Origin of the sequence: Mesorhizobium sp. B2-3-11, from assembly GCF_006442215.1 — a bacterium.
Classification (GTDB): domain Bacteria; phylum Pseudomonadota; class Alphaproteobacteria; order Rhizobiales; family Rhizobiaceae; genus Mesorhizobium; species Mesorhizobium salmacidum.
Genome location: NZ_VFVS01000006.1, coordinates 128397 through 149693 on the forward strand (window position 1 = coordinate 128397; position 21297 = coordinate 149693).

General features: G+C 66.0%; 22 protein-coding genes. 10 read left to right on the forward strand and 12 right to left on the reverse strand.

All coding sequences use genetic code 11. The features are described 5' to 3' along the window. Positions 1-252: 252 nt before the first annotated feature. The 5 genes from FJ960_RS10845 to FJ960_RS10865 form a co-directional block, all read right to left on the reverse strand. On the reverse strand, positions 253-855 hold the full coding sequence (locus tag FJ960_RS10845; protein ID WP_140713799.1) for a cupin domain-containing protein: 603 nt from the start codon (positions 853-855) through the stop codon (positions 253-255). 114 nt (positions 856-969) lie between these two features. Next, on the reverse strand, positions 970-1260 hold the full coding sequence (locus FJ960_RS10850) for a DUF982 domain-containing protein (RefSeq protein ID WP_140509472.1): 291 nt from the start codon (positions 1258-1260) through the stop codon (positions 970-972). Positions 1261-1353: 93 nt separating this feature from the next. Continuing rightward, a complete protein-coding gene (locus FJ960_RS10855) occupies positions 1354-1578 on the reverse strand; it encodes a hypothetical protein (RefSeq protein ID WP_027146351.1) in 225 nt (74 codons plus the stop codon). A 61-nt stretch (positions 1579-1639) separates the two neighbouring features. Further along, complete coding sequence (groL, locus tag FJ960_RS10860) at positions 1640-3271, reverse strand: chaperonin GroEL (RefSeq protein WP_140509470.1); 1632 nt, start codon at positions 3269-3271, stop codon at positions 1640-1642. Positions 3272-3328: 57 nt separating this feature from the next. After that, positions 3329-3643 carry a co-chaperone GroES gene (locus tag FJ960_RS10865; RefSeq protein ID WP_015316962.1) on the reverse strand — a complete coding sequence of 105 codons (315 nt, stop codon included), beginning with the start codon at positions 3641-3643 and terminating at the stop codon, positions 3329-3331. 342 nt (positions 3644-3985) lie between these two features. Between FJ960_RS10865 and FJ960_RS10870 the strand changes: the two genes are divergently transcribed. Then, positions 3986-4264, forward strand: coding sequence for an usg protein (locus FJ960_RS10870; protein WP_027146349.1), 279 nt, complete (start codon positions 3986-3988; stop codon positions 4262-4264). A gap of 102 nt (positions 4265-4366) precedes the next feature. On the opposite strand, the gene FJ960_RS10875 is transcribed toward FJ960_RS10870, so the two are convergent. Both FJ960_RS10875 and FJ960_RS10880 read right to left on the reverse strand, forming a co-directional pair. Continuing rightward, the gene (locus FJ960_RS10875; protein ID WP_140509468.1) at positions 4367-5869 is read right to left on the reverse strand and encodes an ATP-binding protein; all 1503 of its coding nucleotides are present in this window, start codon (positions 5867-5869) and stop codon (positions 4367-4369) included. Between the two features lie 336 nt (positions 5870-6205). Beyond that, the gene (locus FJ960_RS10880) at positions 6206-6916 is read right to left on the reverse strand and encodes a glutathione S-transferase family protein (protein ID WP_140713801.1); all 711 of its coding nucleotides are present in this window, start codon (positions 6914-6916) and stop codon (positions 6206-6208) included. Between the two features lie 197 nt (positions 6917-7113). On the opposite strand from FJ960_RS10880, the gene FJ960_RS10885 reads away from it, so the two are divergent. Beyond that, entirely contained in the window at positions 7114-7422 is a 309-nt protein-coding gene (locus tag FJ960_RS10885) for a hypothetical protein (protein ID WP_027146346.1), read from the forward strand. Between the two features lie 3 nt (positions 7423-7425). Here the strand turns inward: FJ960_RS10885 and FJ960_RS10890 are convergent, their stop codons facing one another. From FJ960_RS10890 to FJ960_RS10900, 3 genes are all read right to left on the reverse strand, one after another. Further along, positions 7426-8256 carry an aldo/keto reductase gene (locus tag FJ960_RS10890; RefSeq protein ID WP_140509464.1) on the reverse strand — a complete coding sequence of 277 codons (831 nt, stop codon included), beginning with the start codon at positions 8254-8256 and terminating at the stop codon, positions 7426-7428. An 87-nt stretch (positions 8257-8343) separates the two neighbouring features. Further along, positions 8344-8976 carry a PQQ-binding-like beta-propeller repeat protein gene (locus tag FJ960_RS10895; protein WP_140509462.1) on the reverse strand — a complete coding sequence of 211 codons (633 nt, stop codon included), beginning with the start codon at positions 8974-8976 and terminating at the stop codon, positions 8344-8346. Between the two features lie 71 nt (positions 8977-9047). Next, on the reverse strand, positions 9048-10268 hold the full coding sequence (locus FJ960_RS10900) for a helix-turn-helix domain-containing protein (protein WP_140713803.1): 1221 nt from the start codon (positions 10266-10268) through the stop codon (positions 9048-9050). 326 nt (positions 10269-10594) lie between these two features. Here FJ960_RS10900 and FJ960_RS10905 point away from each other — a divergent pair, with 326 nt between their 5' ends. Together FJ960_RS10905 and FJ960_RS10910 are read left to right on the forward strand one after the other, a co-directional pair. Then, positions 10595-11341 (forward strand): thioredoxin family protein, encoded by a 747-nt coding sequence (locus FJ960_RS10905; protein ID WP_140509458.1) that lies wholly within the window; start codon positions 10595-10597, stop codon positions 11339-11341. 96 nt (positions 11342-11437) lie between these two features. Beyond that, a complete protein-coding gene (locus tag FJ960_RS10910) occupies positions 11438-11695 on the forward strand; it encodes a hypothetical protein (RefSeq protein ID WP_140713805.1) in 258 nt (85 codons plus the stop codon). 15 nt (positions 11696-11710) lie between these two features. On the opposite strand, the gene FJ960_RS10915 is transcribed toward FJ960_RS10910, so the two are convergent. Both FJ960_RS10915 and FJ960_RS10920 read right to left on the reverse strand, forming a co-directional pair. Next, on the reverse strand, positions 11711-12709 hold the full coding sequence (locus tag FJ960_RS10915; protein WP_140713807.1) for a bestrophin family ion channel: 999 nt from the start codon (positions 12707-12709) through the stop codon (positions 11711-11713). A 53-nt stretch (positions 12710-12762) separates the two neighbouring features. Beyond that, positions 12763-13380 carry a TetR/AcrR family transcriptional regulator gene (locus FJ960_RS10920; protein WP_140509452.1) on the reverse strand — a complete coding sequence of 206 codons (618 nt, stop codon included), beginning with the start codon at positions 13378-13380 and terminating at the stop codon, positions 12763-12765. Positions 13381-13631: 251 nt separating this feature from the next. Here FJ960_RS10920 and FJ960_RS10925 point away from each other — a divergent pair, with 251 nt between their 5' ends. The 6 genes from FJ960_RS10925 (at position 13632) to FJ960_RS10950 (ending at position 21275) form a co-directional block, all read left to right on the forward strand. Next, on the forward strand, positions 13632-14129 hold the full coding sequence (locus tag FJ960_RS10925; RefSeq protein WP_140509450.1) for a (2Fe-2S)-binding protein: 498 nt from the start codon (positions 13632-13634) through the stop codon (positions 14127-14129). Then, positions 14126-15184 carry a xanthine dehydrogenase family protein subunit M gene (locus FJ960_RS10930; RefSeq protein ID WP_140713809.1) on the forward strand — a complete coding sequence of 353 codons (1059 nt, stop codon included), beginning with the start codon at positions 14126-14128 and terminating at the stop codon, positions 15182-15184. Before FJ960_RS10925 ends, FJ960_RS10930 begins: the two co-directional genes overlap by 4 nt. Then, positions 15174-17432: a xanthine dehydrogenase family protein molybdopterin-binding subunit gene (locus tag FJ960_RS10935; RefSeq protein ID WP_140713811.1), complete on the forward strand. Its 2259-nt coding sequence runs from the start codon at positions 15174-15176 to the stop codon at positions 17430-17432. Before FJ960_RS10930 ends, FJ960_RS10935 begins: the two co-directional genes overlap by 11 nt. Positions 17433-17521: 89 nt before the next feature. After that, positions 17522-18004 (forward strand): (2Fe-2S)-binding protein, encoded by a 483-nt coding sequence (locus FJ960_RS10940; RefSeq protein WP_140713813.1) that lies wholly within the window; start codon positions 17522-17524, stop codon positions 18002-18004. After that, positions 18001-18984 carry a xanthine dehydrogenase family protein subunit M gene (locus tag FJ960_RS10945; RefSeq protein WP_140713815.1) on the forward strand — a complete coding sequence of 328 codons (984 nt, stop codon included), beginning with the start codon at positions 18001-18003 and terminating at the stop codon, positions 18982-18984. The genes FJ960_RS10940 and FJ960_RS10945 overlap by 4 nt, the downstream gene beginning before the upstream one ends. After that, positions 18981-21275, forward strand: coding sequence for a xanthine dehydrogenase family protein molybdopterin-binding subunit (locus FJ960_RS10950; protein ID WP_140713817.1), 2295 nt, complete (start codon positions 18981-18983; stop codon positions 21273-21275). Before FJ960_RS10945 ends, FJ960_RS10950 begins: the two co-directional genes overlap by 4 nt. Positions 21276-21297 lie beyond the last annotated feature (22 nt).

The window sequence follows — 21297 nt, forward strand, 5'->3', positions numbered from 1 at the left end:
CCTGGCTGCCGGACATGTTTTCCGCACGCCGTGGTCAACCCGGAGAGGCCTGGACTGAAAAAAGAACCCGCCCGGCGTTAACCGAAGACGGGCGCTCTCCGTTTATCAGTCCAATGAAGCAATCGACGCCTACCGACCTCCAATGGCCGAGAGCGTTCCACCGACGTGATGCTGTTGCGTCGATCTGCTCGGGCGCTCGTGCCGAGGCAGGGCTTGCGCCAATGAGTTTTGCTCTCCTGGGCTCCTGCGAATTCAGTCTTTCTTCCACGCCCCCAGCAGCGGGCCTTTGCTTCCGTAGACCGGGTCCTTGCGCGGCCGGCCGACCCTGGGGATCATCGCCACTGCCTTGGCGTGCTCGGCGGCGGTCGTGCATTCGTCATAGGTGCCGGATGGCGGATAGGCGCCAACCACGAGAAAGTCGTCTGAGGCGGAGATGCGCTGATGCCCGGTGCCGGCTGGCAGAACCGCGACATCGCCGGCCTTCAGCGCCAGCGTTCGTCCCTTCTTGCCGCCGAACCGGACTTTCGCCGTACCGCGCGCCACGCCCAGCACTTCGTGGATGCGCGAATGGTAGTGGACATAGTCGTAGATGCCGTTGCGCCAGCTTTCCCCCCAGCCATTGGCCGAGAAAAGCTCCTCCATGACGGCCGCGGGATCGAAGTCCTCCGGTAGCGTGACGGCACCGCGATAAACCACCAGCGGCCAGGACGGATGGTTGGGCACCAGGCCATCATCCCCAAACCTGAACTCGTTCGATTTTCGTGGCCTGACAAGATCGGCCGCGTGTTGCCTGTCCGGTCTTGCGGCACCGGTCACCTGTTCGGCTGCTTTCTTGATGCTTTGCAGGATGCTCATGACGTCGCCTCGCCTCGGGGAACCCAACGCTGATCAACCTGCGTGGCCGTCGCTTGGTTCCCGGCGCCCGCGAAGCCGGGAACCGATCGCCGCACATCGGACGGACCTGCCGCCTCACCCCGCATGCATCTCATTGCCCATCGCGGCGGCCGGCGAAACCGCATCCGGCAGCAATATGTCGTTGCGGCGTGCGAAGGTGACCAGCGTCGCCCGCACCGTCTCCGGGTCGATCTCACCGGCGATGCCCGCCTTGCAGGCATTGAGAGCGATGGCATGGGCGCCGTTGCGGCTGACGGCGGGCCAGTCCTGCAACAGCACGTAGGCTTCCATCACGCTTTCGATCTTCCTCGGAAAGCCCATTCCGACCAGAAGGGTGACCGGTTCTTCAAACTGCCCGCGATTCATGGCTTATGCCTCCTTTCGATTGTGCAGGCCCTGCGGCGGACCGAATACCGGAAAGCGCCGCCGCGGACAGGGTGATTGGCCGCCTTTTGGCGTTCAGCCGCTAGCCGATGTCTCGGACTCCTCCGACACCTGTTTCGCCGCCAGGAACATCAGGGTCGCGGCAGCGGTGCGCCGCTTCCAGCCGGCGGCTTCAGCCATGTCGAGCAGTCCCGCCAGCAGCGGCTTCAGCACGCTGCGGCATTCGGTTTCATAGGCCAGGAACTCCTTTGCCTGATGTGTCGGCGCGGGCACGGGCCCAAGGCCAGCCATTGCATCCATGTCTCTCTCCCTCAACTGATGCCCGCTCCCTGTCGAGGGAGCGGGCGGACTGACCGGGACCTTAGAAGTCCATCCCGGCGCCGGCCGGCATCGCCGGAGCGGCGGCTTCCTTCTTCGGCTTCTCGGCCACCATCGCCTCGGTGGTCACCAACAGGCCGGCAACCGACGCGGCATCCTGCAGCGCCGTGCGCACCACCTTGGCCGGATCGATCACACCCTGGCCATAGAGATCGCCGAACTCATTGGTCTGGGCGTTCCAGCCCCAGCCGAATTCGCTCTTCTCGCGCAGCTTGCCGACGATGATCGAGCCTTCCGCGCCAGCATTTTCGGCAATCTGGCGAACGGGCGTCTCGATGGCGCGGCGCACGATCTCGACGCCGGTCTTCTGGTCGGCATTGTCCGTCTGGACAGCATCGAGCGCCTTGCTGGCCCGAAGCAGCGCGACGCCGCCACCGGGCAGCACGCCTTCTTCGACGGCCGCGCGGGTCGCGTGCAGGGCATCGTCGACGCGGTCCTTGCGCTCCTTGACCTCGACCTCGGTCGAGCCGCCGACGCGGATCACCGCGACACCGCCGGCGAGCTTGGCCAGCCGCTCCTGCAGCTTCTCGCGGTCATAGTCCGAGGTGGTCTCCTCGATCTGGGCCTTGATTTGCGCGACGCGGCTCTGGATCTCTTCCTTGCGCCCGACACCGTCGACAATGGTGGTGTTTTCCTTTTCGATCACCACCTTCTTGGCGCGGCCCAGCATCTCCAGCGTCACATTCTCGAGCTTGATGCCGAGATCTTCCGAAATCGCCGTGCCGCCGGTGAGGATGGCGATATCCTCCAGCATGGCCTTGCGGCGATCGCCGAAGCCCGGCGCCTTGACGGCCGCGACCTTGAGGCCGCCGCGCAGCTTGTTGACGACCAGCGTCGCCAGCGCCTCGCCCTCGACATCCTCGGCGATGATCAGCAGCGGCTTGCCCGACTGCACCACCGCTTCCAGCACCGGAAGCAACGCCTGCAGGTTGGAGAGCTTCTTTTCATGGATCAGCACGTAGGGCTCTTCGAGTTCGACGCGCATCTTGTCCTGGTTGGTGACGAAATAGGGCGAGAGATAGCCGCGGTCGAACTGCATGCCCTCGACGACTTCGAGTTCGGTCTCGGCGGTCTTGGCTTCCTCCACGGTGATGACACCTTCATTGCCGACCTTCTCCATCGCCTCGGCGAGGAAGCGGCCGATCTCGGCGTCGCCATTGGCGGAGATGGTGCCGACCTGTGCGATCTCGTCGTTGTGGGTCACCTTGCGGGCGTTGGCCTTCAACTCGGCCACGACAGCCTCCACCGCCTTGTCGATGCCGCGCTTCAGGTCCATCGGGTTCATGCCCGAGGCAACGGCCTTGGCGCCTTCCTTGACGATCGCCTGAGCCAGAACGGTCGCGGTCGTGGTGCCGTCGCCGGCAATGTCACTGGTCTTGGAGGCGACTTCGCGCACCATCTGCGCGCCCATGTTCTCGAATTTGTCCTCGAGCTCGATTTCCTTGGCGACGGTGACGCCGTCCTTGGTAATGCGCGGCGCGCCGAACGATTTGTCGATGACGACATTGCGCCCCTTGGGCCCGAGCGTCACCTTCACCGCATTGGCCAGGATATCGACGCCGCGCAACATCTTCTCGCGCGCTTCGGTATGGAATTTTACCTCTTTGGCAGCCATTGGATCACTCCTCTATTTAGGCAGCATTCGTTGACTGGTGGATTTTCGAAGAACCCGTCAGGCGGCCTTCTTCACTTGCGCGGTCTGTTCGATCACGCCCATCACGTCGCTTTCCTTCATGATGAGCAGGTCCTCGCCATTGAGCTTGATCTCGGTGCCGGACCATTTGCCGAACAGGATACGGTCACCGACCCTGACATCCAGTTCGGTCAGCTTGCCGCTGTCGTCACGCGCGCCGGGACCGACGGCGATGACTTCGCCTTCCTGCGGTTTCTCCTTGGCGGTATCGGGAATGATGATGCCGCCAGAGGTCTTTTCCTCGGCCTCGATGCGGCGGACCAGGATACGGTCATGCAATGGACGGAACGCCATGTCGTTCTCCTCTTGGGACAAACAGGTTTGAGGTTCCTCCGCACCGGACCGGCAATTGGACCGGTGCGGGGTGCGGCGACCCTTTGTCAGGCATCGCGCGCGCATATCGAGCTAGTCTTGCCATTTTTGGGTTTCAAGAGGTCGGCCAAAAAATTTTAGCACTCACCCTGAGAGAGTGCCAACCGGCTGTTATCGCGTGGTTATTCTGCCTCGCGCCGGGAGCTGCCGCTTGAAGTTCCGCCGCGGTCCAACAAAATATCCGCGGCCGGCGCAATCGCGGGCGCCGGAACCGCTCGCCCGCTCAGGGAGTTGGTTGAAGACGGCCGCCGAAAGGAGACATGAATGGTTGAAAATGTCAGCAAGGAGTTCCGCCTCCAGATGGAAGGCTATGGCCTGACCACGGCTCAGATTCATTATCATCTGCCCGACCATCCGAGCCTGCTGCAGCTTTATGTCTGGCAGGACTACGACCTGGCGCCGGAGTTCCCCGAACTCAAGGGGTTCCTCTCCTATTGGGAGCGCGAACTCGAGGGACCGCTTCACTCCGTCCGCGTCGCCCACCACCGGCTGATCACCCCATCGGAATGGCGAGCCATCGAGGGCGTCATCACCATCCAGTAAAGCGTCCTCGCACGGCTGACCCTCACCGGAAACAGATAAGCGACCGGCCGGTCTTGCCAGGATGCCTGCCTGACAGCCGAGGTTGAAAGCTCCATAGCTCTCTCACAGGGCCAGGCTCCCCTGCTCCGCCTCCTCGGCGTTGGGGTCGCCCGGCGCCGTTGCCCAGGCGAGTTCGACCAGCGTCACGGTGCGCCGGCCGGCGCCGTCGAACTGGCAGACGATGAGACCCTGCTCCTCGATATAGGTGAGCAGCCGCCGGGCCCGGCGCATGGAGTGCGAGCCATAGGCGCGGGCGATCGCGCCATCGCTCGGGCACGGCCAGCCCTCCTTCGCCGCGCGCGCGATCATCATGAACACGCCCTGCATGTCCTCCGGCAGCAGAGAGGCGCGCACCGAGACGTCGCGCCACACATCGTCCTCGCTAGTTTCAGACCCCAGCCCGGCACGGGCGCGCGTCAACATCCGGCGGAATGCGGGCAGATCAGGCACGACCGAGGCGAGACCCTCGATGCGGCAGCGTACGACGAACTCCTGGTAGAGCACGCCGATCACGCGGAAGCCTGCGTCAGGTTGTGCAAGAATAGCGCGCAGCACCCGGTCCACGCGCTCGCGCCGCTCCGCCAGATCCTCGGCGCTGATTTGCGGCTCCGCCGGTTCGGGGCGGATGTCGCGCGGCGCCGATTTCGCCGCCATCAGCTGCTCCAGCAGGTCCGGCGACGCCACCCGGCGTGGCGCGCGCATCGTCTCCGGCGGCGGGGCGGCCAGGATGATGGCGCGGGCATCCTCGAGCCCCGCCTCCGGCAGCGGCATCAGCCTGGGCGTGCCGTTGCGCGGGCTGGTGTCGGTCGGGCCGATGCGCAGGCCGAGCGGCCGCCGCGACAGCGCCGGCCCCAGCGCCATGAACTGCCCGCGCTCCAGATCGCGAAAGGCTTCCGCCTGCCGCCGCTCCATGCCCAGGAGATCGGCGGCGCGCGCCATGTCGATATCGAGGAAGGTGCGGCCCATGAGGAAGTTGGAGGCTTCCGCCGCGACGTTCTTGGCGAGCTTGGCCAGCCGCTGCGTGGCGATGATGCCAGCCAGCCCCCGCTTGCGGCCACGGCACATCAGATTGGTCATGGCGCCGAGCGAGAGTTTGCGCGCCTCGTCCGACACCTCGCCGGCCACCGCCGGCGCGAAAAGCTGCGCCTCGTCGACCACCACCAGCATCGGGTACCAGTGGTCGCGCGCGACCTCGAACAGCCCGCCGAGAAAGGCGGCGGCCCGCCGCATCTGGTTCTCGGCATCGAGCCCTTCCAGGTTGAGCACGGTCGAGACGCGATGGATACGCGCCCGCTCGCCGGCCGCCTGCAGCCCGCGCTCGGTATGCTCCTCGGCATCTATGACCAGATGGCCGTAGCGTTCGCCCAGCGAAACGAAGTCGCCTTCGGGGTCGATGATGGTCTGCTGCACCCAAGGCGCGCTCTGCTCCAGGAGCCGCCGCAACAAATGCGACTTGCCGGAGCCCGAATTGCCCTGCACCAGAAGGCGGGTCGCCAGCAATTCCTCGAGATCGAGCTTCGCCGGGTCGCCCGCCGTGGTGTGTCCCATCTCGATCGCAACGGTCATGCCAGACTCATCAGCTCCTTCGCAGACGGGCTTATCAACCCGATCGCGGCCCGTCGAGCGTGGGATGGCCGGCGATTCGCGTTGCGCACAGCCGAGAGAACGACGACGTGGCCGCGATGGACGGCCGAGACCGGCGGCCAGCCTGCCGTTTACAGCCCTGACCTGTGGATAGTAACCACTTGTTCACCATGGGCCGGTGTTCCGATTGCGGACACCAGGCATCCGCCTAACCTGACCCTGCATCGTGCCCCAACGTGATGCACCCAACGCCCCCAATGGCGGCCGGCGTCTTCAAGTTTCTCTCCAAATGTATACGCCGGTCGCCACCCCTTTCGGTTACAGCCTCGGTGCCGCCTCATGCGGCTCGATCTGTCCTGGGACTGGCGGCAATCGCGGCGCTTCCAGACCCTCGAAGGGATCACGCCAAGCGTCGATGGCTTCAAGCCGCCCGTACCAGCGGGTGAGCGCGGGATAATCACCAAGCGGCAGCCCAGCGACGTCGTTGAACGGCAAGAACGTCGCCATGCGGAAGTCGGCATAGGAGACTGAATTGCCGACCAGCCATGGCTGGTCGACAAGCACCGCCTCCAGGATCGCGGCGGCCTTGGGGAATTCTGCAAGTCCCTCCGCGACTTTTTCCCGATCGATCGGCCCGATGTGATAGCGCTGCTTGGTGCCGCGCTCGAAATGCACCATGTCGCAGGCCCGCACGAAATTCTCCTTGCCCCAGCTCAGCCAGCGGATCATGTCGGGCTCATCCTCGCCGGTGCGCCAAAAATCCGAACCCATGTCGCGCGACAACCGGCAGGCTATGGCGTCGGCCTCCCAAAGGCTGCCGCCCGGCCACGCCAGTATGGGGAGGGAAAGGTTGGGATTGAGCGGCCGGAACCGCTCCGCTTGCCCCGGCGCGAACGGCGACGCGAATTCGAAGGTCACTTTCGCCCCGAGATGACGCGCCACCGCGACCCCCAGGCGCGGATTGGGGTTGCGGCTGAAGTACAGTTTTGTTTCCACCCCAGCCGGCGTCGGCTCGACCTTGTCCCTCATGAATGCCTCTCCTTGTTCCGGCGACCATCGCCAGATCAAGGACGGATGCGGCTGGTGCAATCCTACAAATCTTACATTTCCCGCGGACCGGGCGGAACGAGCAGCCCATCGAAACAGGAAGGGTCGTGCAAAGTTTGGGTTGACCGCCTCCGACGGCGAGGCGACACTTCATCCCACAGCAAGGCAGGAGGAAAACGATGGATGAGCCCGACCGCTGGCGCCACATGTCCAGCGCGCCAAAAGACGGCAGCCGGATACTCGTTACGGTCCGCCCGTCCGAACAGGGGCCAGCGGAAGTCGACCTCGCCTACTGGTCACGCGCCGATCAGTTCGGCGAGGAAGGCTGGCGCGCCTCCGATTCCTCGCCCGGCCGCGTCGTCGAATACGCCGAGCCGGAGCTGAAGTGCTGGATGCCGATGCCCTCGGCCAATCTCAGCCGGGGCGCCTCGATGCCGGCGCCATGGGAAGGCGACGACGCGCAACAGCTGGACGGCTCGGGGATTTAACGCTCAGAACAAAAAGGAAGCCGTCGCCGGATTCGGCCCGTTGCGGCCGTCGGCCGCATCCATGCCGCCGATCGTCTCCAGGTCCTGCGCGTCCAGTTCGAAATCGAAGACGTCGAAATTGGCCGCGATACGGTCCTGGCGGACCGATTTCGGGATGACGATCAGCCCTTGCTGGAGATGCCAGCGGATCATCGTCTGCGCGGCGGACTTGCCGTGTTTGCGGGCAATGCCTGATATGGTCGGATCGCTCAGCAGGCGGCCGCTGCCCAACGGACTCCAGCTTTCCGTATGAATGTCGTGCCGGGCGTGAAACTCCCTGAGCGCGCGCTGCTGGAAGCGCGGATGCAACTCGACCTGGTTGACGACTGGTGTCACGCCCGTCTCGCCGATGATGCGTTCCAGATGATCAGGATTGAAATTCGAGACGCCGATCGACTTGATGCGGCCGGCCTGCTTCAGTTCGACAAGCGTCTTCCACGCCTCGACATATTTGTCCTGGCTGGGCACCGGCCAATGGATCAGGAACAGGTCGAGCTGCTCGACGCCGAGCTTCTGCATCGTGTCGTCGAAGGCACGAAGCGCCGCATCGCGCTGGTGGGCGCCGTTGCGCAGCTTCGAGGTGATGAACAACTCACTTGCCGGCACGCCAGCGGCGCGGATCGCCTCGCCGACGCCTTCCTCGTTCTGATAGCCCTCGGCAGTGTCGATCAGCCGGTAACCGGCCGCGATCGCCCAGCCCACTACCTGCGCGGTGATGTCGTGATCGACCTGCCACACGCCAAGGCCAAGCTGGGGAATGGCGGCGCCGTCGTTCAACGTGATCTGTTCGGGCATGATCTGGTCCTTTTGCGGGGGGATGGTCCAGCCTATCTAGGCCCGACATCGCGCAACGGCCAGTCGCCAAGGGAAAATTCGCGGTCCCTATTTCGGCCGGCGCACCGCCCGCACCACGCCGGCGTTTCCGCTGCCGCAGAAGAGGCGGTCGCCGCCATCGGACTCCAGCCCCGAGACGCCCATGCCGGCAGGCATGTCGAGCTTCTCCAGGACCTTGCCCGTCCGTGGGTCGACGCGGCGCAGATCGCTTTCGTCGCCCTCCCAGGTGGCGTGCCACAATTCGCCCTCGACCCAGGTCACCCCGGTGACGAAACGGTTGGATTCGATGGTGCGCAGGATCGCCCCGGTCTCGGGATCAATCTGGTGGATCTTGCGCTCCCGGTGCTGCCCGACCCACAGCGTGCCTTCAGCCCAGGTCAAACCGGAATCGCCGCCGTTGCCGGGTGCCGGAATGGTGGAAAGCACCTCGCCCGTGTCGGGATCGATCTTCTGAATGCGGTCCTTGGCGAGCTGGAAGAAATGCCGGCCGTCATAGGCGGTGCCGGCGTGAGCCGCGACATCGATCGAACGCAATGCCTGCCCGCTCTCCGGATCGAAGGCGTTAAGCCTGTCGCCCGAGGCGAACCAGACGTTCTTGCCGTCAAAGCTCACCCCGGCCACCGTCTTGGCACCGGGAAAGGGTCCATATTCCCTCAAAATTTCGGCCGCTGAATGTTTCATTTCGTGATCCTTTAGTGTGGTCGTCATCCCGCTGACCTTTGCAGGCCGGCATCACCTGAACATCAACACACTTAGCCGTTTGGCAGCGGCGCCGGGAGTAACAAGGTGGTCGTGAAACCCGCCACCGGCGGCGTCATCCAGCGGCGCGCCCGGCCTTGGCCGAAGGACTGGACCTTACCGGCCTCGGCAAGCGGATCGAGCGCCCGTTGCACGCTGCGCTGGCCGGTTCCAAGTGCCAGCGCCAGGGCCGAACTCGACCAGGCCTCGCCGTCGGCCAGCAAGGCCAGCACGGCCGCGTGCCGCTCCTCGATCGGCCGCGCCAGCACCATCACCGCGCGCGCCTGGCGCGGCGCCAGCGTGAAGCCATGCTTGGTGGCGCTGATGCCGGCCAGTGCGCGAAGCTCTGCGCGCAGCCGCCCGATCTCGACGCGCAGGCGCGCGCGATGCGATTCATCGGCATGCCTGCCGCCGAAGGCCCGCGCCACGAGGTCGCCCCGCGACACATCCCCCGGCCAGGCTTCGGCGAGCGTCCGCGCCAAGGCGAACAGCACAGGCCGGCTTGCCAGCGAAACCGTGGTCCGCCCAACCCGCACGGCGTAGCGGAAGGCATCGACGACCAGCGCCGGCGATCCCTGCAGCGCCTCGACCTCTTCGAGCAGCAGCGGCTGCTCCCTGCCCTGTGCGATCAATCGCGCCGCGGGTGTCTCCAGTGCCTGCCATGCGCTGTCGACCTCCGCGATGAGGCCGGGAATGCCGGCCTTGCGGGCGGCATGGCGCGCCCACTCCAGCGCCGCGCGTGCCGGCCGGGTCCGCAGGCGCCGCATGGCGATGCCGGCGACGGCGAGCTCGTGCGCGGCCCTGGCCGCCGGCGGAAGCGGCGCCGGGTCGAGCCCGGCCAGCACATGCTCGGCCTCGTCGAGGCGGCCGATCAGGAGCAGGCGGCGCACCTTGAGGTGGCCGGCATGCGCCGCGTTCAACCGGTCGCCGTGCTTTTCCAGCGCCGTGCGGGCCGCGTCGAGCGCCTTGGCCGGCCAACCGAGATCACGCGAGACCAGCGCGATCTCGGCCTCGGCGACGACGCATCTGGCGCGCGCGACCGCCTCTTTCGGGCTGAAGGCGCGCACGGCCCGCCGCAACAAGAGCTTGGCGCGATCGAAGTCGCCGAGCTGCGCCATGGCGATGCCGCGCAGCGCCAGCGCCGGCGCATCCTCGCGCAGGGCGACGCGGTCGAGCGCCCCAAGCGGATCGCCGGCCGCCAGCGCCAGCGCTGCCGAGGTGATCAGCGAGTCCATTCAAATCCCGTCACACTTGTAACTCCCACCTCGGCACCGAGCCGCCCTAACTTACGTCAGTACCGTCAACCAGCAAGTCGGCCCAGCAAGTCGGCCCAGCAAGTCGGCCCAGCAAGTCGGCAATGACGGCACGCATAGGAGATACAAAAGATGCCTGCTTCCACCGACCTCGACCTCGACACGGCCAATGATACGGCCAAGCACGCAGCACGCCACCCCTGCTGCGCCGGACCGGATCTCTTGGATTCCGCCGCGCCCGCAGCACCCCGACCTGCCCAGGCAACACCACACCGCAACGACGCCACGACTGGCAAAGGAGAAGACCAATGACCATGACGATGAAGACCCCGCCGATCGTTTCACGGCAAGATTGGGAAGCCGCGCACCAAAAGATGCTGGTGAAGGAGAAGGCGACGATGCGCGCCAGGGACGCGCTGTCGGCCGAACGCCGGCGCATGCCATGGACGGAAGTGGACAAGGCTTATGTCTTTGAGGGTCCCGACGGCAAGGTGAGCCTGCTCGACCTTTTCGAAGGCCGCCGCCAGCTGATCGTCTACCGCGCCTTCTTCGAGCCTGGCGTCTATGGCTGGCCGGAGCACGCCTGCCGTGGCTGCTCGCTCGGCGCCGACCAGGTCGGCCACCTCGCCCATCTCAACGCCCGCAACACCACGCTTGCCTATGCCTCGCGCGCCCCGCAGGCCGACATTGCGCGGCTGAAGCAACGGATGGGCTGGGAGATGCCCTGGTACACGATCACCGACAGCTTCGACAAGGATTTCGGCGTCGACGAATGGCACGGCCACAACGTATTCATTCATGATGGCGACCGCATCTTCCGCACCTATTTCATCAACAACCGCGGCGACGAGGCGTTGGGCACCGTCTGGAGCTATCTCGACGTCACACCGCTCGGCCGCCAGGAGGTCTGGGAAGACTCGCCCGAAGGCTACCCGCAGACCCCGCTCTACAGCTGGTGGAACTGGCACGACAACTACGAAGCCGGAGCCGACAAGAAATGGGCCGAAGTGTCCGCCGCCGGCGAAGCCGCGTTCCGCGACAAGGCCAACCAGTAACCGGCGCAGGCCTGTCCAGCCTGGGTTCCTCTCCCGCCTCCGGCAGGGCCGAGGAACCCAGGTCCTGACGGGTCGCAACCATCAAGGACAACGACCATGAGCGATATCCAATCCGGCATCGGCAGCGCCGAAAATGCCGCCCCTCGTGGCATCGCCGACTGGCTGTGCCTGGCAGCAGCGCCCACCTTCGCACTGATGGCGCTGCTTTCCCGCCTTCAAGGCGGCGATACCGCCATGCTATGCATGGGCGCCTCGCCGCTGGCCGGACCAATCCTGACCGGAATGCCCGCCATGTATCTGCTGATGAGCGCTTTCCACCTGGCTCCCTGGCTGCGGGTGATCTCCCGCCGGTAGGCGCCCGCTTCCGCCTCACATGGCGATGTCGTTGACCGGCAGCAAGGGCTTGGGAAGGTCGCTCTCGCCGAGCCCGGCGCGCATCTCGATCTCGATGTCGCGGCAGATTTGCGAGATCGGCACATCGTTGGCGTTGCCCTCGAAAGGGTTGGCGCTGCTCTCGCCGACCTGGTCGAGGGACATGTAGGCCCAGCCCAGCAGCGTGCTGAACGGGATCGTCAGCCAGATGGCGATCGAGCCGAGCATGCCGTCCAGTTTGCCCATGTCGGCGAACACCGGAACCACGCCGAACGGCAGCAGCGTGCAGAAGATCATCACGAACATGGAACTGACGATGGCGTATTGCCGGGGATAGGGATTGTTCTTGATACGGTCGCAGCGCGCCTGCTGATCGTGGAAGTCGCGGATCAGCTTGGTCAGTTCGACATAGACTTGCGCCGGAACCTTGGCGTCCTTGAGCAGCCCGTTGACCTGGACCGACTGCAATTCGAGCAAGGCAATCGCCGGACGAGGCGATTTCAGGACATCAACGGTCTGGTCGCCCAGCAGCGGGCGCAATTCGTCGGCGATCGAGCCCCCGTCCTCCTGGATGTGGTAACGCCGCCGGTATTCGGTATTGGCGGCCTTCCCCATCGATTCCCACGGCATCGGCCGCCGCAGCGCGTATCGCAGCGCCGTCATCCATGCGATGTGGCGGTAGATGAGCTTCCGAGCCGTCGGCGCATCGAGGAAGTCCCGGCAGAAATTGGACCACATCCGGCTGCTGGCCGTGATCTGCGTGAAAGCCTGCAGCGCCTCACCGCTGCGGGTGAGCACCTGCGAATTCTTGAAGCCGGCGACGAGCGATACCGTGGTGCCGAGCACCAGCACCACCGACCATGGCACGGAGAACCCGGCAATGCCCGGAAAGCGGTAGGCCGCCACGGCCAGGCCGCTCACCACCACCATGTAGAGCACGCTGCGCCGCGACCACAGCGCGAAATCGACCACCTTGTAGGAACGGCCTACATACATTGAATGCCCCTCAAATCATTCTGTCGCGCACGGTTGCGCGGCCATTATCCCCGTCACCCAGCCTTCCCCGCCCCGAACCGCAAGCCGTCCATCAACAGCTTGACTAGCCGGCGCGAGCGGTCGCGCCACTCAGGCGTGTCGGGTGCCGAGTAGATGCCGCCGAGCGCATGCAGCACATCGGAGGCATCGACGTCGCCGCGGATCGTGCCGTCGGCCACCGCCGCCTCGACCAGTTGCCGCAAGGCCTGCGAAACCCTGCCCGACGTGTCGGAGAACAGCCTCGAATTGGTGGTGAACAGGATGCGCAGGCTGGTCGCCAGGCCGCGCTTGGTGGCGATATAGTCGACGAAGCGGCGCATCCACTCTTCCAGAGCGACATCGGAGGGATGTTTTGCCGCAAGCTCGCCGGCCGCCGCGCATAGCGCCTCCGCCTCGCGGCGGTAGACCACCTCGACCAGATGTTCGCGCGTCGGGAAATGCCGGTAGAGCGTGCCGATACCGACGCCGGCGCGACGCGCGATCTCCTCCAGCGAGGCATCGATGCCGCGCTCGGCAAACACGGCCGCCGCGACCTCGGCCAGCCGGTCGCGGTTGCGCTGGGCATCCGCGCGCAGCGGTTTGTCGGCGGCGGCGGGTTTTTGGTCGACAGTTGTGACGGGCTCAAAAGCCAATTTTTTTCTCCACCAGGGATATGGGGGCTTGAACCATGCCCGGCCAGTCCCCACGTAAATAAACGGAGGCGCCTCCGTTTTAGTGGAGCACCTTTATCATATAATCAGGGAGCCCGGTATGTCACGTCTTTCGAAGCTCCAAGGTGTCAGCTTCCCTACCCGCGGCGGATTGGCTGCCGCCTGACCTTGTCCTTCCCCTCCCAAGCGCCAGATCATCCCCCTCAGCGTCAAGCAACTGGAGCCAGACGCCCATGACCACCCTTCCCATCTCGCTTACCGTCAATGGATACCGCCACGAACTCGAGGTCGACACCCGCGTCACCTTGCTCGACCTGCTGCGCGAGCGGCTTGAGCTCTCCGGCACCAAGAAGGGCTGCGACCGCGGCCAGTGCGGCGCCTGCACGGTGCTGGTCGACGGCAAGCGCATAAACTCCTGCCTCGCGCTGGCGGTCAGCCATGACGGCGCCGAGGTGCTGACCATCGAAGGCGTCGCCCACGGTGAAGAACTGCATCCGGTGCAGGCCGCCTTCATCGCCCATGACGGCTTCCAGTGCGGCTTCTGCACGCCCGGCCAGATCATGAGCACGCTCGGCCTGATCGCCGAAGGACAGGCTGGGGACGATCCCGAGCGTATCCGCGAGGGGCTGAGCGGCAACATCTGCCGCTGCGCGGCCTATGGCGGCATCGTCGAGGCCGTTCTGGAGGCCCGGCAACAACTTGCCGGAACCGACCGGAGGACCGCGGCATGAGAGACTTCGATTTTGTCAGGCCGGCCACCATCTCCGACGCCATAGCGGCGGCGGCCGTACCGGGCTCGGCCTATCTCGCCGGCGGCACCAATCTGCTGGATCTGATGAAGGGCGGCATTACCAGCCCCGAACGGATCGTCGACATTACCCGGCTGCCGGAACTCAATCGCATCGAAACGCTCGATGATGGCGGCCTGCGCATCGGCGCGCTGGTCCGCAATGCCGATCTCGCACACGATCCGGCCTTCGCCAAGGCCTATCCGGCGGTGGCCGAGGCGCTGCTGTCGGGCGCCTCGGCGCAGCTTCGCAACGCCGCCACTGTTGGCGGCAATCTGTTGCAGCGCACGCGGTGCAGTTACTTCTATGACACCGCCAGCGCCTGCAACAGGCGCGAACCCGGTTCCGGCTGCTCGGCCCTTGGCGGCGAGAACCGCCTACATGCCATCCTGGGCTGGAGCGATGCCTGCATCGCCACCCATCCCTCCGACTTCTGCGTGCCCTTGGTGGCGCTGGACGCCGTGGTCGAGATCGAGGGCAAGGAAGGCCGGCGCCATGTGACGCTGGAGGAATTTCACCGGCTTCCGGGCGACACCCCGCAGCGCGAGACCGTGTTGGAGCCGGGCGAGCTGATCGTTGCGGTGCGCCTGCCGGCGGAAGCAGCTTCCTTCGCCGCTCACGCCCGCTATCTGAAAGTGCGCGAACGCACCTCCTATGCCTTCGCGGTCGTTTCGGCGGCCGCGGCACTTTTCGTCGATCGCGGCAAGATCCGCGGTGCAAGGCTGGCGCTGGGCGGTGTGGCGGCCAAACCGTGGCGGGCGCGTTCGGCGGAAGCGGTGCTGCTTGGCGCCGATGCCGACGAGGCGAGCTTCGTTCGCGCCGCGGATGCCGCGTTGGTCGACGCCAGCCCCTCCGGCGACAACGCCTTCAAGATCGAGCTTGCCCGCCGCATTGTCGTCAGGGCGCTGATGGCCGCAAAGGCCGGAACACCCGAGCGGATGCCGGCTCTTCCTGCCTCCCCCTTTTCCTCCATTCCCGGAGTGCGCCATGACGCTTGAACTCAGCCTCAACCAGCAACCCGCCCATACGCGGCAGGGCTCCAGCGTCGGCCAGCCGCTGACCCGCCGCGACGGATTCTTGAAAGTGACGGGGGCGGCGCGTTACGCCGCCGATAACCACCCGCCCGGCATGCTCTATGCCGTGCTCGCCGTCTCGAGCATCGCGCGCGGCCGGGTCGTGTCGCTGGATATCGAGGCGGCCAAGGCGCATTCGGGCGTGATCGAAGTGATGACGCCACTGAACCGGCCGGCGCTCGCCGTCGATCCGGATGCCAAGGACCATCCCTTCATGTTCCGGCTCGACCTGCTGCAGAACGATGGGGTTCGCTATCCCAACCAGAGCATCGCCGTGGTGATCGCGGAGACGCTGGAAGCGGCGACCGAAGGCGCGGCGCTGCTGTCGCCGCGCTATGAAACGCTGCCGGCGCGGGTCGGTCTCGATAGCGGCAAAAGCTTCGTGCCGCGCGGCGTTGGCGTCGGCAACCCGGCGGTGCAGGAGAAGGGCGATGTCGAGGCCGGCCTCGAATCGGCAAGAACGCGGATCGAGGCGGCTTACGAGACGCCGGCACAGTATCACAACGCCATGGAGCCCCACGCAATCGTCGCTGCCTGGGATGGCGACCAGCTGTCGATCGACACGCCGAGCCAGGGCCTTGCCATGGCGCAAGGGCGCATCGCCGGCCTGTTCGGCATCGCGCCGCGGAACGTCCACATCCGAAGCCCATTCCTGGGTGGCGGTTTCGGCTCCAAGGGCATGATCTCCGGGCCGCAAGTGCTCGGCATCCTGGCGGCGCGTCTCGTCGGCCGCCCGGTCAAGCTGGTGCTGCGGCGCGAGCAGATGTACGGCCCGGTCGGCCATCGCGCCCCGACCCGCCAGACATTGCGCATGGGCATGGATGGCGAAGGGCGGCTGACCGCGCTCTCCCATCACGCCAGGACCACATCGAGCACGTTCGACGATTTCTTCGAACCGGCGGCGGACGCCTCGCACACGCTCTATGCCAGTCCGGCCATCGCCACCTCGCACGATGCTGTGCGGCTCGACACCGGCACGCCGCTGTTCATGCGGGCGCCGGGCGAGGCCACCGGATCGATCGCGCTGGAAAGCGCTATAGACGAGGCAGCCCATGCCTGCGGCATGGACCCGCTGGAATTCCGGCTCAGGAACTATGCCGAAGTCGAGCCTATGACGGGCAAGCCGTTCTCCTCAAAGGCCCTGCGCGAATGTTACCAACAGGCGGCCGAAGCGTTTGGCTGGGCGAGCCGCCCGCTGCAGCCGCGGCGGATGCGCGACGCGGACGGTTTCCTTACCGGCTGGGGGATGGGCACGGCGACGTTCCCGGCGCTCATGTTCCAGGCCGAGGCACGCGCGGTGCTGAGGGCCGACGGCAGCGGCTTGATGGAGACCGGCGCTCAGGACATGGGCCAAGGCGCCTGGACGGCCTTTGCCCAGATTGCGGCAGACGGGCTGGGGCTCGACATCGACCAGGTCGATTTCAGGGCCGGCAGTTCCGACCTGCCCAATGCGGGCATCGCCGGCGGTTCGGGCCACACGGCGACGGCCGGCATGGCCATCCACAATGCGGGTGCGGCCGTCATCGCCAGGCTTGCCGATCTCGCCACGGGCAACGAAGCCTCGCCGCTGTTCGGCGCCGGCAATGAAGGTGTCCTGGCGCGCGGCGGACGCCTCTACCGCCGCGATGACGAAAGCCGCAGCGAAAACTATAGCGAGATCCTCGCCCGCGCGGGTCTTGCCGAGATCGAAGGCCATGGCAAAGGCGCACCGGATCCGGCGTCGCAGGAGATCTACGCCAAGCACGCGCATGGGGCCGTGTTCGCCGAGGTGAAGATCGACCCGGATTTAGGCCAGATCCGCGTCACCCGGCTGGTCGGCGCATTCGCCGCCGGACGGGTCATCAATCCGCGGCTGGTGCGCAGCCAGTATTATGGCGGGATGATCTGGGGCGTTTCCTTCGCACTGCATGAGGAAGCCGTCACCGACCGACGCTCCGGCCGGATCCAGAATGCCAACCTCGCCGAATATCATGTCCCGGTGAATGCCGACGTGCCGTCGGTCGAGGCGCTGCTGGTTCACGAGGACGACCCTCATGTGAACGCACTCGGCATCAAGGGCGTCGGTGAAATCGGCATCACCGGCACGGCCGGCGCCGTGGCCAATGCGGTCTGGCACGCGACCGGCATGCGCCCGCGGCGCTTTCCGATCCGGATCGAGGACCTGCTGGGGTGAGGAGCGGTCCGTCCGAAGCAACGGTTGGACCCCCCTACCCTAACTCCAATTCATTCCCCCAAGCGTCAAGCAACTGGAGCCAGACGCCCATGACGAGCAAGACCACAATTCCTGTCCATCTCGATATCAACGGCCAGCGTCACACGCTGGAACTCGAACCGCGTGTCACGCTGCTCGACGCCTTGCGTGACAGGCTCGGCCTGACCGGCACCAAGAAGGGCTGCGACCATGGCCAGTGCGGCGCCTGCACCGTCCATGTCGACGGCGAGCGCGTGCTGGCCTGCCTGACATTGGCCGCACAGGCCGCAGGTCGCACCATCACCACCATAGAGGGGCTTGCACGGGAGGGCGAACTGCATCCCGTGCAGGCTGCCTTCCTCGAACAGGACGCCTTCCAGTGCGGCTATTGCACGCCAGGCCAGATCATGTCGGCGGTGGCCTGCATCCGTGAGGGCCATGCCGGCTCGGACGACGAAATCCGTGAATACATGGCCGGCAATCTCTGCCGCTGCGGCGCCTATCCGCACATCGTCGCCGCCGTGCGCCAGGCAACGCTGGAGGCCGCGTCATGAGGGATTTTTCCTATCTTCGCGCCACTTCGGTCGACGCCGCCCGCCAGGCGGCCGCGCTCCCCGGCGCCATGCTGCTCGCCGGCGGCACCACGCTGATCGACCTCGCCAAATGCGGCGTCACCGAACCCGACACGCTGGTCGACATCACCCATCTCAAGGGACTGGACCGGATCGAGATCGGCGAGCGCGGCGCCATCATCGGCGCGCTCGCCAGGATGGGCCATGTCGCCGACCACGACGACATCAAGAGCCGCTTCCCCGCCATCTCGGAGGCGCTATGGCAAGCGGCCTCGGCGCAGATCCGCAACATGGCGACCATAGGCGGCAATTTGATGCAGCGCACGCGCTGCCCCTATTTCCGCGATCCCTCGAACTTTTCGGCCTGCAACAAGCGTGTATCAGGCAGCGGCTGTTCGGCGATCGGCGGCGTCACCAGGGGCCATGCCGTGCTTGGCACCAGCGAGGCCTGCATCGCCATGTACCCAGGCGACCTCGCCACTGCGCTCGTCGCCTTCGACGCAACAGTTCATCTCGGCGATCGGCGCATCCGGGTCGATGACTTTTTCCTGTTGCCCGGCACGACGCCGGACAGGGAACACGCGATCGAGCCGGGGGAGATGATCACCGCCATCGAAATCCCCTCTTCCGCCGCTGCCCACCGCTCGACCTACCTGAAGGTCCGCGACCGGCAGTCCTACGAGTTCGCCGCGGCCAGTGCCGCCGTCGGGCTCGAACTGGAATCCGACGGACGCACCATCCGCGACCTGCGCGTGGCGCTCGGTGGCGTCGCCACCAAGCCCTGGCGGGCGCGGGCCGTGGAAGCCGCGCTGAAAGGCAAGGTGCTGGAGCCCGAAGCTGTTCGCGCCGCCAGCCTGCTCGCCGTCGAAGGCGCCGTCGACCAAGGCGCCAACCACTACAAGATCGAGCTCGCGCCGCGCGTCGTCGCACGGGCTATTCTCAAGATGGGAGAAACGGCATGACCGTTCACGACATCAGACATGGCGATGCGTTCGACGGCGGCGCGGACGCGGTCGGCGGCCGGCTATCGCGCGTCGACGGTCCGGCCAAGATCACGGGTGCCGCCAAATACGCCGTCGAGCAGCAGCTCAAAGGCCTGGCCTACGCCGCACTGGTCGAAAGTACCATCGCGTCCGGCAAGGTGCGCGCCATCGACAGCAAGGCGGCCGAGGCAGCACCGGGCGTACTCAAGGTGCTGACCCCGGACACAATCATCAGCCTGAGAACCGCCTCGGACTGGTTCGGCACCCCGCCGCCCGACAAACCCTATTGTCCGCTGGCGCGCGACATCACCTTCTCGGGCCAGCACGTCGCCGCCGTCGTTGCCAAGACTTTCGAGCAGGCGGTCGCCGCGGCGGCGCTGGTCAAGGTCAGCTACGACGAGACGCCGGCAATCGTCGACCTCAGCGACGGCAAGGCCGGTGACGGCATTCCGGTCGATGCCATGACCAAGGAATGGGGCGACGCGTCCGCCGCCTTCGCCTCCGCCCCGGTGCGCATCTGCGCCGCCTATAACACGCCGCGCGAATACCAGGCGCCGATGGAACCGCATGGCCTGATCGCCCGCTGGGAGGGCGACCATCTCACCGTATGGGAGCCGAGCCAATGGCTGGATGGCATGGCGCGCACCTATGCCGAATGGTTCGCCGTGCCGTTCGAGAATGTGCGGCTGGTGTCGCCCTATGTCGGTGGCGGCTTCGGTTCCAAGGCACTGGCGCTCAGCCATGGCGCGATTGCCGCGAGTGCCGCGAAAATGCTCGGCCGGCCGGTGCGGCTGGTGATGACGCGGCCGCAGACCTTCACCAGCTATGGCGGCCGCGCCGCAACCCGCCAGACGGTGACGATCGGCGCCGACCGTGACGGCATGATCCAGTCGATCGTGCATCGCGGCGTGAACGAAACGTCCATCGACGGCATGTGGGTCGAGCCGCTGGGTTCGGTCACCTCGATCATGTACGCGACGCCGAACTTCTCCTCGAAACAGAATGTCGTGCGGGTGAATTCGGTGGTGCCGGGCGCCATGCGCGCGCCGGGTGAAAACCCATCGGCCTTCGGCATCGAAAGCGCCATCGACGAGCTCGCCTACGAGGTCGGCATCGATCCGCTGGAAATCCGGCTGAAGAACTACGCCGAGCAGGACCCGCACGCGAAAAAAGCCTGGTCGACCAGACAGTTGCGCGAAGCTTTTGCAGCAGGCGCCGAACGCTTCGGATGGGCCAGGCGCGCACTTGAGCCGCGCTCGATGCGCGACGGCAACCAGCTGATCGGCTGGGGCGTCGCCGCCGGCACCTATCCGGTGCGGCGCGCCTATGGCGAAGCGATGGTGCGCATTCTGGCCGACGGCTCGGTCGAGGTCGAGAGCTCCTCGATCGACATGGGCCAGGGCACCTACACCATCCTGGCGCAGACCGCCGCCGAAACGGTTGGCGTGAGCGCAGACGACGTCGTGGTGAAGCTCGGCGATTCCCGGTTTCCCCGCGCCGGCGTCACTGGCGGCTCACGGCTGGCCGGCGTGATGACGGGCGCGGTCTACAAGGCGGCGACCTCGGCGCTCGACCAGCTGATCGGCTTGGCCATCAGCGATCCGCGCTCGCCCTTCCACACGCTGCAGGCCAACACTTTGGTCGTCGCCAATGGCCGCATCGGCTCGCCTCGCGGCGACGGTCCCGATGTCTCGATCGCCGAACTGCTCAAAAGCATCGGCCGCGACCGCATCGAGGCGACCGGCGACACCATGCCGGCCAATTCGACGGCAGAGGATCGCTACAAGAACTACACCACCATCGCCATGGCGCTACCGCACACCGAGGGCGACTATTCCCGCCACTCGTGGTGCGCGCATTTCGTCGAGGTGCGCGTCGACGAGGATTTCGGCACGGTGCGCGTATCGCGCGTGGTGTCGGCGTTGGATTCGGGCCGGCTCTACAATCCGAAGCTGGCCGAAAGCCAGTGGAAAGGCGGCATCATCATGGGTATCGGCCAGGCGCTGCTCGAAGAAGGCATCGTCGACCGCCGCCACGGCCGCATCGTCAACAACAACCTCGCCGACTATCTCGTCCCGACCAACGCCGACGTCCCCGACATCGAGGTGATCTCGGTCGGCATCCCCGACCTGCACTCCTCCGTGCTCGGCGGCAAGGGTGTCGGCGAACTGGCGATCGTCGGCATGGCGCCGGCCATCGCCAACGCGGTGTTCCACGCCACGGGCAAGCGCGTGCGGGATCTGCCGATCACGCTGGAGAAGCTGATCTGAGGGTGGAACTGCCAATCTCCCC